Origin of the sequence: Mycolicibacterium vaccae NBRC 14118 = CIP 105934, from assembly GCF_001552715.1 — a bacterium.
GTDB classification, from domain to species: Bacteria; Actinomycetota; Actinomycetes; order Mycobacteriales; family Mycobacteriaceae; genus Mycobacterium; species Mycobacterium vaccae.
In genome coordinates, this window is sequence record NZ_BCRS01000055.1 from 21,367 (window position 1) to 33,839 (window position 12,473).

Below are 12,473 nucleotides of genomic sequence, written 5' to 3' on the forward strand. Positions count from 1 at the left end.
TTAATCAACTGAAGATTCTCGGTATGGTGGGCGGGTGCAGGATGTCGAGCGGGCGGCTCTGGAGGCGTCGATCGGCGCGGACGTACGGGCGCTGACGGCCGAGTCCGATCAGATCGGGTACCAGTTCGCCGCATTACATGCATTGAGCCCCAACGACTTCCGCGCTCTGCTCTATGTGAGCGTGGCCGAGAGCGCGGGAACCCCACTGACGGCCGGTGAGCTAAGGGAGCGGATGGGCACCTCCGGTGCGGCGATCACCTACCTGGTCGAGCGGATGATCGGCTCGGGGCACCTGCTGCGCGACTCCGATCCCGCGGATCGGCGCAAGGTGATGCTGCGGATGTCCCCGCAGGGCACGGCCGTGGCGCGCGCGTTCTTCACCCCGCTGGCCGACCACACCCACGACGCGCTGGCCGCACTGCCCGACAGCGATCTCGCGGCCGCCCGCCGGGTCTTCGCGGCGCTGATCGAGGCGATGGGCGCGTTCCGCGACCGGCTGGACCTCACCGGGTGAGCATCGCCTCTTCGAGGTCGATGCCGTGCAACAGCTTGCTGAGCACCTCGTCGTCGATGTTCCCGACGTCCCGCTCGGCCAGGAACGCTTTGCGTTCGGCCCCCAGCATCTGCAGCCGCAGCTCCCGGAACGCCGCCATCGACGATTCGGCGGTGCGGTCCTCGACGCGTTCCCATGCCGACCACTGCCTCCGGTTGTTCCAGGCCCGGAGCACCTTGGCGGTCTGCTCGTCGAGATCGGCGGCGGCGTCGGCCAGCAGTTGGTCGAGCAGTTCGTCGGCGGCGCGGGCGGCCTTCTCCTGCGCCGCGGCGGCGGCCGTCGCGTCCAGGCGCGCCTGATCGCTGCGGACGTCGAGCCGGCGGATCAGCCACGGCAGCGTCAGCCCGTGCAGCAGCAGGGTGCCCACCACCACGATGAACGTGAGGAAGATGATCTGCGGGCGGCCGGGGAAGCCGTCCCCGGTCAGCGTGGTCAGCGGCACGGCGAACGCCGCAGCCAGCGACACCACCCCCCGCATGCCCGCCCACGCGACGATCAGCACCTGCCGCGGGTCGGGCGCGGGTTCGGACGCCCGGATCTTGGCCGAGAGCAGCCTGGGCAGATAGGCGAACGGATACATCCACAGCACGCGGACGAGGATGACCGTCGCGAGCACCGACACCGAGGCGACGACGATCTCCCCGGCCGAGATGCCGTCCAGTTCGTCGATCGCGGTCGGCAACTGCAATCCGATCAGCAGGAACGCGAAGGACTCCAGCACCAACTGGACGGCCCGCCACACCGCGTCGTCCTGCAGGCGTATCGCGTAACCGGCGTGCGAGAACCGCTGCGCGGCGATCAGCGCCGCGACGACCACCGCGAGCACGCCGGAGCCGTGGATCTGCTCGGCGACCAGGTAGACCAGGAACGGCGCCACCAGTCCGATCGCGCTCTCGGCGGTCGGGTCGTCGAGGTGGGAGCGGATGTAGACCAGCGTCTTGCCCAGCACGAAGCCGACCACCACGCCGCCGACCACCGCCATCACGAAGGTGGTCAGCCCCTTCGACACGCCGGTCGAGGCGCCGATCGCGGCCGCCAGCGCGACCTTGTAGGCCGTCAGCGCGGTCGCGTCGTTGAGCAGGCTCTCGCCGCTGATCAGGGTCATCGTCCGGCGCGGCAGCCCCAGCCTGCGGCCGATCGCGCCGGCCGACACGGCATCCGGCGGCGCCACGATCGCGCCGAGGACGAACGCCGCGGCCAGCGTCATCTCGGGCACCGTGCGGTAGGCGACGAACCCGACGACGGCCGTGGTCAGCAGCGGCAACGCGACGGCCAGCAGCGCGATGGGGCGCTTGTTGGCGCGCATGCTCACCGAGCTGCTCTCCAGCCCCGCCGTCCACAGCAGCGGCGGCAGCACCACGTAGAGCACCACCTCGGGGTCGAGGGCGAGGTCGATGAAGTACTCGACGTCCGGCAGCAGGCCGATCGTCAGGCCCACTCCGACCAGGACGAGCGGAGCGGAGAGGTCGTGCCGGCGGGCGACCGCGGCCACCAGGACGGAGACGACGAGGATCGCCAGCAGCGAGGCACTCATGTTCTGATTCTGGCGGTGAGTCTGGCAGGGTGGAAACCCGATGACTGAGACGACGTACGGCGAGACGGTGCTGCTGCTCGGCGCGGGCGCGCGCAGCAGCGAGCTCGCATTGGCGTTCCGGCACCTCGGCGCCGGTGTGGCCACGGTGTCCGGCGACGACGACGCGGCGGCGCTGACCGGGCTGATCGACGAGCACCGGCCCCGCTACGTGGTCGTCGACACCGACGCGGTCGCCACCGACGCGCTGCTGGGTGTGGCCGACCGCGAGGACGTCGAGGTGTTCCCGACCCCGCGCGCGGCGCGGCTGTCCCTGGACCGGGAGGGCCTGCGCAAGCTCGCCGCCGACGAACTGGGCCTGCCGACCGCGCCGTTCTGGTTCGCGGGTTCGGTGGACGAGCTGACCGCGATCGCGACGCACGCCGGATTCCCGATGGTCGTCAAACCCGTCGCCGCCGCGCCCGGTGAGGGCGAGTCGGTGCTGCTGCGGCCCGAGGACGTGGCGCCGGCCTGGGAGCTCGCGGTGTCCGGCGCCAGCACGACCCGTGTCATCGCCGAGACGGTCGTCGAGGTCGACTTCGAGGTGACGCTGTTGACGGTCCGCACCAGCGGTGCGGCAGGTCCGGCGGTGCACTTCTGCGAGCCGATCGGCCACCATCAGAACGACGCCGCGGCGCTGGAATCCTGGCAGCCTCAGCGGCTTTCGCCCATCGCGCTGGATTCGGCGAAGTCCATCGCGGCGCGCATCGTCAACTCGCTCGGCGGTCGCGGGGTGTTCGCGGTCGAGCTGCTGGTGCGCGGGGACGAGGTGTACTTCTCCGACGTCCGGCCCCGACTGCAGGACAGCGGACTGGTGACACTGCGCTCCCAGCGGCTGTCCCAGTTCGAGCTGCACGCGCGGGCCATCCTCGGGCTGCCGGTCGACACCATCATGATCTCGCCCGGTGCGGTCGAGGTGAGTTACTCCGACGGAGAGGACAAGGACGTGTCCGGCGGTGAGATGCACGCCGTGCTGGCCGATGCGCTCGCGGTCGCCGAGAGCGACGTGCGGGTGTTCCGGGCGGCCGAGGTGACCGGGGACGGCGACGCGTCCTGGCTCAGCTGGTCCACGGCGACCGCGCAGGACCCGATCGTGGCGCGTGACCGCGCCCGCCGGGTCGCGTCGGCTGTGCGCAGGCTCCGGTGACCAGGCCCGGCGGGGCGGACGGGACCGACGGCGCGGAGTCGACCGGGTCGGCCGTGGCCCCGTTCCTCGGCGCGCTGGCGATCATTGTGGCCGTCGTGATCGGAATCTGGTTGATCAACCTGTTCTCCGGCGACGGGCTGACCGACGAGCAGCAGATCGCGCGCGCCGCGTCGGGCCAGAACGACGCGCTGCAGCGCTCGGACTACGGCGCGTTCATCTCCTACACCTGCGCCGAACAGGTTGCCGACGAGGCGAAAATTCTTGACTCCCAACGTGAATCGATGGAGAACCGGGGCGGTCGGTACGTCGACCGGGTGGCCGGGGTGGCGGTGGACGGCGACCGCGCCACCGCCGACATCACCTATTACTTCGAGTCGGACAAGGACGCCAAGGAGACCGTGCAGATGGCCTTCGTCCGCGAGGGCGGAAGCTGGAAGGTCTGTTCGCCTGGCCCCAGCTAGCTGTGGGACACTCTCGACCGTGAGCTACGCCGGAGACATCACGCCTGAGCAGGCATGGACGCTGCTGAGCGAGAACCCCGACGCGGTGCTCGTCGACTGTCGCACCGAGGCGGAGTGGCGCTTCGTCGGGGTACCCGACCTGTCCGAGCTGCGCCGCGATGTCGTCTACATCGAGTGGAACCGCACCGACGGCAGCCGCAACGACCACTTCGTCGACGACCTGGTCGACAAGCTCGGCGCTGCGGGTTCTGGCGCGGAGCGCCCGGTGGCCTTCCTGTGCCGTTCGGGCAACCGGTCCATCGGCGCCGCCGAGGCGGCCACCGAGGCGGGCCTCGGCCCGGCCTACAACATCCTGGACGGTTTCGAGGGCAATCTCGACGAGCGCGGGCACCGCGGCGGCACCGGCTGGAAGGCTGTCGGACTGCCCTGGACGCAGTCATGAGCGAGACGCCCGGTTCGGTCCCGTCGGTCCGGATCCCCGCGCCGCTTCCCGACGGGGTCAGCCAGGCCACCATCGGGGTGCGCGGCGGACTGCTGCGCTCGGAGTTCGAGGAAACCGCCGAGGCGATGTACCTGACCTCGGGATACGTCTACGACTCGGCCGCCGACGCGGAGAAGGCGTTCACCGGCGAGATCGACCGCTTCGTGTACTCGCGCTACGGCAACCCGACGGTCGCGATGTTCGAGGAGCGGCTGCGCCTGCTCGAGGGCGCCCCGGCCTGCTTCGCCACGTCGACCGGCATGTCGGCGGTGTTCACCGCGCTCGGCGCGCTGCTGGGCGCCGGCGACCGGCTGGTGGCCGCGCGCAGCCTGTTCGGTTCGTGCTTCGTGGTCTGCAACGAGATCCTGCCGCGCTGGGGCGTCGAGACCGTCTTCGTCGACGGAGACGACCTCGCCCAGTGGGAGCAGGCGCTGTCGGTCCCCACCCAGGCGGTGTTCTTCGAGACCCCGTCCAACCCGATGCAGTCGCTCGTCGACATCGCCGCGGTGTGCGATCTCGCGCACGCCGCGGGCGCGAAGGTGGTGCTGGACAACGTCTTCGCCACCCCGATCCTGCAGCAGGGCATGCCGCTGGGCGCCGATGTGGTCGTGTACTCGGGGACCAAGCACATCGACGGTCAGGGCCGCGTGCTCGGCGGGGCGATCCTGGGCGACACCGAGTACATCGACGGGCCGGTACAGAAGCTGATGCGCCACACCGGTCCCGCGCTGAGCCCGTTCAACGCGTGGACGTTGCTGAAGGGCCTGGAGACGCTCGCGCTGCGGGTCCAGCACCAGACCGCCTCGGCGCACCGCGTCGCCGAGTTCCTCGAGTCGCACCCGTCGGTGAACTGGGTGAAGTACCCGTTCCTGGCCTCGCACCCGCAGTACGACCTGGCCAAGCGCCAGATGTCCGGCGGCGGAACGGTGGTCACCTTCGAGTTGGCCGGCGGCAGCAAGGAACGGGCCTTCGAGGTGCTCGACAAACTGCAGATCGTGGACATCTCCAACAACCTCGGCGACGCCAAGTCGCTGATCACCCACCCGGCCACCACCACCCATCGCGCGATGGGGCCGGAGGGGCGTGCCGCGATCGGCCTGGGTGACGGCGTGGTGCGGATCTCGATCGGGCTGGAAGGCACCGACGACCTGATCGCCGACCTGGACCGGGCGCTGTCCTGAGGTGTCCCGCCGGACGAACGCGAAGAAGGCCCGCCGCAGGAAGCGGCAGTCGGCCCGGGGCCAGACCTGGTTGCCGGCCGGGGTCGCCGATGAACTCCAGATCGCTTCCGAGCTGGAGGATCTTGACGGCCGGCTGACCGAGCGCGGGTGGGAGTTCCACCTGGACGAGGACGATCCGGACGTCGAGACCGGCGTGGCGTGGTACTGGCCGGCCTCGGAAGCCGACGTCCCCGACGAGGACCAGACCGTCAACGTGACGGTGATCCTGCTGACCCCCGAGGACGGCGGCGAGATCGCGCACGTCGTCTTCGTCGGGACCGACGTCGACTACCAGTTCAATTTCGACGAGCTGGTCGAGCACCTCGACGCGATCGAAGCCTACCGAATCGGCGATCCGCCACCGGTTTTCGGCTAGCCGGGGTTCTTCTCGGGTCCCTCGACCACCCCGAGCGCCGACTGCGCGCGCTGCTCGTAGCCCTGACGCTTGGTGGTGTCGAACTCGAGGAACACGTTGTCGAGCCCGAGCTTGCCGTTGAGCCAGCGCCGGCCCCGCGGCCCGAGCATCTGCGCGGCCTGCGCGGTGAAGCGCAGCGCCGGCGGCACGGAGACGTGGGTCTTGGGCTTGTCGAGAGTCTTGGCGATCGCCGCGGCGATGTCGGCCGGTTCGACCGGCTTGAGGGCCCCCGTGTCCTTGGTGCCCGAGATCAGCTCGGTCCTGGTGAACGGCGGCATCACCACCGACACGTGCACGCCGTGCGGCGCCACCTCGTCGGCCAGCGCCGCGGACAGCCCGACCACGCCGAACTTCGCGCCGACGTAGACCACCTGGCCGGGCACCGGGATCAGCCCGGACAGCGACGCGATGTTGATGATGTGGCCCCGCCTGCGCGCGATCATGTCGGGCAGTGCGAGCTGGCATCCGGTGATCACGCCGTACAGGTTGACCTCGATCGACGAGCGGATCGACTGCTCGGACTGATCGAGGAAGGGGCCGATCGGCATCACGCCGGCGTTGTTGATGAGCACGTCGAGGTGGCCGCCCCCGTCGGTGCGGGCCTTGTCGAGGAACGTCGCGAACGACTCCCGGTCGGTGACGTCGAGCGGATAGCCCGATGCCGGGCCGAGATTTCCCAGCTTGGCCACCGACGACTCCTGCAGCGCCACGTCGCGGTCACCGATGACGACGCGCGCTCCGCGCTTGAGCAGTGCCTCCGCGGTCGCGTACCCGATGCCGCGGGCGGCACCGGTGATGGCGATGGTCTTGCCCCGGATGTTGTCCATGCGGCCGAACTTTACACGTGTCAAGTTTTTCTGTGAAGTGCCCCCGGAAAGTCGCCGGCGGTGGCACCGCTCACTCGATGATCAGCCACAGTGCCCCGGTTCGGTGTGGCCGTAGGCGTCGTGCCGGCACCACCATTCGTAGGGCGCGGACTGGGGGTAGCCGGGCGGCGAATCCTCCCAGGTCTCCTGCCGCCCGAGCGCCGTCATGTCGAGGAAATTCCAGGTGTTCACGAACGCCTCGTCCCCGCGGCTGTCGATGAAGTAGGTGCGGTACACGCGGTCGCCGTCGTCGCCCGGCCAGCGGATGAACGCGTTGGTGCCGTGCCACTGGTCGACGCCGAAATCGGTGTCGAACGCCCCGTCGCCGTCGGGAATCATGGTGAACCACGGGATGTCCCAGCTCATCCGGTCCTTGATCCGGGCGAGGTCGGGCTGCGCGCCGCGGGACGCGTAGACCAGCGTGGTGTCGCGGGCGTTGAGGTGCGCGAGGTTGCCGATGTGGTCGGCCATCAGCGAACAGCCGACGCAGCCGTGCTCGGGCCAGCCGTCCACCCCGGGGTCCATGAACGCCCGGTAGACGATCAGCTGACGGCGGCCGTCGAACAGGTCGAGCAGGGTCGCCGGGCCGTCGGGACCTTCGAACCGGTAGTCCTTCTCGACGGGCGTCCACGGCATCCGGCGGCGCATCGCCGCCAGCGCGTCCCGGGCCCGCGTGAACTCTTTTTCCTTGACCAGCATGTCCGAGAGTGCCGACGCCCATTCCGGCGCGGACACGATCTGTGGTGCCTGCATGCGTCTCCCTTCGCCAATCGTTCAACAATTCAGTTGAACGATGTCGTCCTCAGCAGACCACGCACCGCCGCTATAGTCAACAGAATGGTTGAAGATCCGGTGCTGGACCGGGTGTACGCCGCGCTCGCCGATCCCACGCGCAGGCAGCTGCTGGAAGCCCTCCGGGTGGGCGACGCGCGCATCACCGACCTGGCCGCCCCGCTGCCGATGACCTTCGCCGGGGTGTCGCGCCACGTCGGGGTCCTGGAAGCCGCCGGGCTGGTGCGACGCGAGGTGCGAGGCCGCGAGCACTGGCTGTCGCTGCAGTCCGACGGTCTGTCGCCCGCCCGCCGATGGATGGACGAGCAGACCGAGTTCTGGTCGTCGCGGGCCGACGCGCTCTCGGACCGGCTGCGTGCCAAGGGAAAACGATGACCGCGGCGCCGGTGGTCCGCGTGCGCCGCGTCCTGCCCGCCGCGCCCGACGTGGTGTTCGACGAGTGGCTGGACCCGGAAGCCCTGATGGACTGGATGTGTCCCCGCCCGGCCCGCTGCGTGGCGGTGGTCATCGAGGCGCACGTCGGCGGCCGGGTCCGGTTCGACGTCGACGACGAGGACGGCCATCTGGTGCTGATCACCGGCCAGTTCCTCGACATCGACCGGCCCCGCCGGTTGCGCTTCACCTGGTCGCACTCCGGGTGGTCCGACCCCACGGCCACCAGCATCGTCGACGTCGCGTTCGAGCCGCACGGAGACGGCGAGACGCTGATGTCCATCGAGCACTCGCTGCTGCCGCCGGAGGCGTTCGACGACCACGACCAGGGTTGGGCGCTGACCGCCGACCAGTTCGCCGCGCTGCTGCCGCGGGCCTGACCCGGCCGGATTTCCGCTCACGCCGAGCAAATGGCCCGGCGCGGAAATGCCGGGGCCGAAGCTGCGTTAGACATGGACGTGATGTCGGTACCGGCGGTGGACGGGTTGCGCTTCGTGGCGGCGGGTCAGGACGATCCGCTGGCCGCGCCGTTGATCGACGAGCTCGCCGACGAATACGCCCGCCGCTACGGCAGCGACCGCGCCCGGGTGCATGCCTGGCTGCGCGGCTACCCGGCCGACGAGTTCAGTGACCCCGACGGCGGTCTGGTGATCGGCGTGCTGTCCGGCAGGCCGGTGACCGGTGGCGCGTTCCGCCGCTTCGACCAGGACACCGCCGAACTCAAACGCATCTGGACCGACAGCGCCCACCGGCGCCGGGGTTTGGGGCGCGCGCTGGTCTCACGACTGGAAGCCGACATCGCCGCCCGCGGCTACTCGCGCGTGTACCTGACCACCGGCGACCGTCAGCCCGAGGCCGAGGCGCTCTACACCGCAATGGACTACCGGCGGCTGACCGCGCCGCTGCCCGCCGACGGCGAGGTCTACCCGATCGCGTTCCTCAAGGTGCTGCGATGACCGGGGCGGTGCATCTGGGTGTCGCGCTGGAGGGCTACGGCTGGCATCCGGAAGCCTGGCGGCACACCACCGCCACGGCGCCGGTGACCGGCGGACGGTACTGGACCGAACTGGCCACCACCGCCGAACGCGGCCTGCTGGACTTCGTCACCTTCGACGACTCGCTGACCGCGCAGCGCCGGCGTCGCGCCGAGATCGACGCCCGGTGGCTCGCCGGGCGCCCGGACGCGGTGCTGGTCGCGGCCCGGGTGGCGCCCGTGACCCGGCACATCGGGCTCATCCCGGTCGCGAACACCACCCACACCGAACCGTTCCACGTCTCCAAAGCCATTGCCACCCTGGACTTCGTCTCTCACGGCCGGGCCGGCTGGCAGGTCAGGGTCAGCGCGTCCCGGCACGAGGCCGAACTGTTCGGCCGCCGCGACCCCGACGCACTCGGCGACCTGTTCGACGAGGCCGCCGACGCGGTGGGGGTGGTGCGTAGGCTCTGGGACAGCTGGGAGGACGACGCCGTCATCCGCGACACCGCGACGGGCCGCTTCGTCGACCGGGACAAGCTGCACTACATCGACTTCGCCGGACCGTTCTTCTCGGTGAAGGGACCGTCGATCACACCGCGCCCGCCTCAGGGGCAGCCGGTGGTTACGGCGCTGGCCCACAACCGCCGCGTCTACGAATTCGCCGCGGGCAGCGCCGATCTCGTCTTCGTCACCCCGGCCGGCGACGACGCGGTGACAGCCGTGCTGGACGAGGTGGCGCTGGCCGGTGGCGGGAGACTGCTGGTGTACGCCGACCTGTACGTGACCTTCGCCGGACTGGTCGACGAACGCTCCGATGCCGAGGTGTTCGCAGGCACCCCCGCGCAACTCGCCGACACGATCGAGCGCTGGCACCGACTCGGCGTGGACGGGGTCAGGTTGCGGCCGGCGGTCAACTCCGCCGACCTGCCCGTCATCGTCGACGAAGTGGTGCCGATCCTGCAGCAGCGCGGAGTCTTCCGCACCGCCTACTCCGACGGTGAGTCGCTGCGTCACCGCCTCGGACTGCCGACCGCCGGTAATCGCTATGCGGCGAAAGGGAATTCATGACCGTCCCACTGTCGGTTCTCGACCTGTCACCGATACCGGAAGGCGCCGATGCGGCCACCGCGCTGCGCAACACCGTCGACCTCGCCCAGCACGCCGAGCAGTGGGGGTACAAGCGGTTCTGGGTGGCCGAACACCATTTCGTCGCCGTCGCGAGCTCCGCGCCCGCAGTGCTCATCGGTCAGATCGCCGCGGCGACCCGCAGCATCCGGGTGGGCGCGGCGGCCGTGCAACTCGGGCAGACGACGGCCGTCGCGGTGGTGGAGAGCTTCGGCACGCTCGCCGCGTTCCATCCGGGGCGCATCGACCTCGGCGTCGGCCGCTCCGGCCAGCGCCGACGGGAAGCGCAGAAGGGCCCCGCCGGCCCGCGCAGCACGAAACCCGTTCCGCCGTGGCGCGACGTGGACGGTGTGGTCGTCCCGTCGCCGTTCGACGTGACGGCCCTGATGCGCAATCCGAGGCTGCGCGCCCGGATGTCGGTGCTGCAGCAACCCGAGGCCGTCGCACCGGATTTCGCCGACCAGGTCGCCGACATCCTCGCTATGGTGGCCGGCCGTTACGCGATCGGCGCTGTCGACGCGCACCCGGTGCCCGGTGAGGGGGCGGATCTGGTCCCGTGGATCTTCGGCAGCAGCAAGGGGCAGAGCGCCCGGGTGGCGGGCGCCCACGGACTGCCGTTCGTCGCGAGCTACCACATCACCCCGGCCACCGCACTCGATGCCGTCGAGGTCTACCGTGCCGAATTCCGGCCCTCGGCAACACTTTCGGAACCCTACGTGGTGGTCTCGGCAGATGTGGTGGTCGCCGACGACACTGCCACCGCCCGCCACCTGGCATCCAGTTACGGGCACTGGGTGCACTCCGTGCGCGGCGGTGACGGCGCGGTGCCCTACCCGGACCCCGACCGCGTGTCACCGCTGTCCGACGAACAGGCCGAGCTGGTCCGGGACCGCACCGCGACCCAGTTCGTCGGCGACCCCGACGAGGTGGCCGACCGGCTCTGCACGCTGCAGCGCGCGACCGGTGCCGATGAGCTTGTGGTCACCTCGGTGACCCACGACCACGCCGACCGGCTGCGCTCGCACCGGTTGCTCGCGCAGCGGTGGGGGCTGACGACGTGACCAAGCCGCGCAAGCAGATTCACCTCGGCGCGCATTTCCCCGGCGTCAACAACACCACGGTGTGGTCGGATCCCGACTCGGGCAGCCAGATCGAGTTCGAGTCGTTCGTGCACCTGGCCCGCACCGCGGAGCGGGGCATGTTCGACTTCTTCTTCCTGGCCGAGGGACTGCGGCTGCGCGAACACCGCGGCCGCATCCACGATCTGGACGTGGTCGGCAGGCCCGACACCTTCACGGTGCTGGCCGCACTGGCCGCCGTCACCGAGCACCTCGGGCTGGCGGGCACCGTCAACACCACGTTCAACGAGCCGTTCGAGGTGGCGCGCCAGTTCGCCACCCTCGACCATCTGTCCGACGGCCGGGCGGCCTGGAATATGGTCACCTCCTCGGATGCGTTCACCGGGGCCAACTTCCGGCGCGGCGGCTACCTCGACCACGCCGACCGCTACCGGCGTGCCGAAGAGTTCCTGACCGTGGCGCGGTTGTTCTGGGACAGCTGGTCCGCCGACGCCGTCCTCGCCGACCGCGGGACCGGCCGCTACGTCGAGCCCGACCGCATCCGCGTCGTCGAACACCACGGACCGCAGTTCGACGTGCGCGGGGTCGCCACGCTGCCGCCGATGCCGCAGCGCGAGCCGGTGTTGTTCCAGGCCGGGGACTCCGACGAAGGCAGGACCTTCGGGGCCCGGCATGCCGACGCGCTGTTCACGCTGCACTCCGAGCTGCAGGCCGGCCGGGCCTACTACGCCGACGTCAAGGCCCGGGCGGCCGGTTTCGGCCGGAATCCCGACCACCTCAAAGTGTTTCCGGCCGCCAGCTTCGTGCTCGGCGACACCGCGGCCGAGGCCGCCGACAAGGCCCGCCATGTGCGTCTGCAGCAGGTCAGCGGCCCGACCGCGATCGCGATGCTCGAACAGGTGTGGCAGCGCGACCTTTCCGATGTCGATCCGGACGGCCCGCTGCCCGAGGTGGAACCCGCCGACGACCCGACGGTGACCCAAGGCCGGGTGCGCCACGGCGACCCCAGGGCCATCGCGGCGGCGTGGCGGGAGCGGGCCGAAGCCGGGAACCTCAGCATCCGCGAACTCGTCATCGCGGTCACCAGCAGGCAGCAGTTCGTCGGCACCGCCGCCCAGGTCGCCGACGAGATCGACCTGCACGTGCAGAGCGACGCGTGCGACGGGTTCATCCTGGTGCCGCACCTGACCCCGCGCGGCCTCGACGAATTCGTCGACCAGGTGGTGCCGCTGCTGCAGGAGCGCGGCAGCTTCCGCACCGGCTACAGCGGCGCCACGCTGCGCGACCGTCTCGGCCTGTAGGTACGCCCGGTTACGGCAGCCGGGCCTGATTGGCGGCGTCGCGCAGCGAGCCCCG

15 protein-coding genes are annotated in these 12,473 nt (G+C 70.5%); 12 read left to right on the forward strand and 3 right to left on the reverse strand.

Features of this window, described 5'->3' with window-relative positions:
* Positions 1 to 34 precede the first annotated feature (34 nt).
* A complete protein-coding gene (locus tag MVA01S_RS12660) occupies positions 35 to 514 on the forward strand; it encodes a MarR family winged helix-turn-helix transcriptional regulator (RefSeq protein WP_003932898.1) in 480 nt (159 codons plus the stop codon).
* Here the strand turns inward: MVA01S_RS12660 and MVA01S_RS12665 are convergent.
* Positions 504 to 2,087, reverse strand: a complete 1,584-nt coding sequence (locus MVA01S_RS12665) for a Na+/H+ antiporter (RefSeq protein WP_003932897.1) — start codon at positions 2,085 to 2,087, stop codon at positions 504 to 506. The genes MVA01S_RS12660 and MVA01S_RS12665 overlap by 11 nt on opposite strands.
* Before the next feature lie 40 nt (positions 2,088 to 2,127).
* On the opposite strand from MVA01S_RS12665, the gene purT reads away from it, so the two are divergent.
* The 5 genes from purT to MVA01S_RS12690 are packed head-to-tail and all read left to right on the forward strand — an operon-like array spanning position 2,128 to position 5,808.
* On the forward strand, positions 2,128 to 3,270 hold the full coding sequence (gene purT, locus MVA01S_RS12670; RefSeq protein WP_003932896.1) for a formate-dependent phosphoribosylglycinamide formyltransferase: 1,143 nt from the start codon (positions 2,128 to 2,130) through the stop codon (positions 3,268 to 3,270).
* Entirely contained in the window at positions 3,267 to 3,731 is a 465-nt protein-coding gene (locus tag MVA01S_RS12675) for an Rv0361 family membrane protein (RefSeq protein ID WP_003932895.1), read from the forward strand. Before purT ends, MVA01S_RS12675 begins: the two co-directional genes overlap by 4 nt.
* Positions 3,732 to 3,750: 19 nt before the next feature.
* Entirely contained in the window at positions 3,751 to 4,173 is a 423-nt protein-coding gene (locus MVA01S_RS12680; RefSeq protein ID WP_003932894.1) for a rhodanese-like domain-containing protein, read from the forward strand.
* Complete coding sequence (locus tag MVA01S_RS12685) at positions 4,170 to 5,393, forward strand: O-succinylhomoserine sulfhydrylase (RefSeq protein WP_003932893.1); 1,224 nt, start codon at positions 4,170 to 4,172, stop codon at positions 5,391 to 5,393. Before MVA01S_RS12680 ends, MVA01S_RS12685 begins: the two co-directional genes overlap by 4 nt.
* A 1-nt stretch (position 5,394) precedes the next feature.
* Positions 5,395 to 5,808, forward strand: a complete 414-nt coding sequence (locus MVA01S_RS12690; RefSeq protein ID WP_003932892.1) for a hypothetical protein — start codon at positions 5,395 to 5,397, stop codon at positions 5,806 to 5,808.
* Here the strand turns inward: MVA01S_RS12690 and MVA01S_RS12695 are convergent.
* Entirely contained in the window at positions 5,805 to 6,674 is an 870-nt protein-coding gene (locus tag MVA01S_RS12695) for an SDR family oxidoreductase (RefSeq protein ID WP_003932891.1), read from the reverse strand. The two genes, MVA01S_RS12690 and MVA01S_RS12695, sit on opposite strands and share 4 nt — an antisense overlap.
* Before the next feature lie 81 nt (positions 6,675 to 6,755).
* Positions 6,756 to 7,466 (reverse strand): DUF899 domain-containing protein, encoded by a 711-nt coding sequence (locus MVA01S_RS12700; RefSeq protein WP_003932890.1) that lies wholly within the window; start codon positions 7,464 to 7,466, stop codon positions 6,756 to 6,758.
* An 84-nt stretch (positions 7,467 to 7,550) separates the two neighbouring features.
* On the opposite strand from MVA01S_RS12700, the gene MVA01S_RS12705 reads away from it, so the two are divergent.
* The 6 genes from MVA01S_RS12705 (at position 7,551) to MVA01S_RS12730 (ending at position 12,418) form a co-directional block, all read left to right on the forward strand.
* Positions 7,551 to 7,880, forward strand: a complete 330-nt coding sequence (locus tag MVA01S_RS12705) for an ArsR/SmtB family transcription factor (protein ID WP_003932889.1) — start codon at positions 7,551 to 7,553, stop codon at positions 7,878 to 7,880.
* Positions 7,877 to 8,317 carry an SRPBCC family protein gene (locus MVA01S_RS12710; protein WP_003932888.1) on the forward strand — a complete coding sequence of 147 codons (441 nt, stop codon included), beginning with the start codon at positions 7,877 to 7,879 and terminating at the stop codon, positions 8,315 to 8,317. Before MVA01S_RS12705 ends, MVA01S_RS12710 begins: the two co-directional genes overlap by 4 nt.
* 81 nt (positions 8,318 to 8,398) lie before the next feature.
* A complete protein-coding gene (locus tag MVA01S_RS12715) occupies positions 8,399 to 8,893 on the forward strand; it encodes a GNAT family N-acetyltransferase (protein WP_040542849.1) in 495 nt (164 codons plus the stop codon).
* Positions 8,890 to 9,981: an LLM class flavin-dependent oxidoreductase gene (locus MVA01S_RS12720; protein ID WP_003932886.1), complete on the forward strand. Its 1,092-nt coding sequence runs from the start codon at positions 8,890 to 8,892 to the stop codon at positions 9,979 to 9,981. Before MVA01S_RS12715 ends, MVA01S_RS12720 begins: the two co-directional genes overlap by 4 nt.
* Positions 9,978 to 11,099 (forward strand): LLM class flavin-dependent oxidoreductase, encoded by a 1,122-nt coding sequence (locus MVA01S_RS12725; RefSeq protein ID WP_003932885.1) that lies wholly within the window; start codon positions 9,978 to 9,980, stop codon positions 11,097 to 11,099. The genes MVA01S_RS12720 and MVA01S_RS12725 overlap by 4 nt, the downstream gene beginning before the upstream one ends.
* A complete protein-coding gene (locus MVA01S_RS12730; RefSeq protein WP_110765688.1) occupies positions 11,096 to 12,418 on the forward strand; it encodes an NtaA/DmoA family FMN-dependent monooxygenase in 1,323 nt (440 codons plus the stop codon). The genes MVA01S_RS12725 and MVA01S_RS12730 overlap by 4 nt, the downstream gene beginning before the upstream one ends.
* Positions 12,419 to 12,473 lie beyond the last annotated feature (55 nt).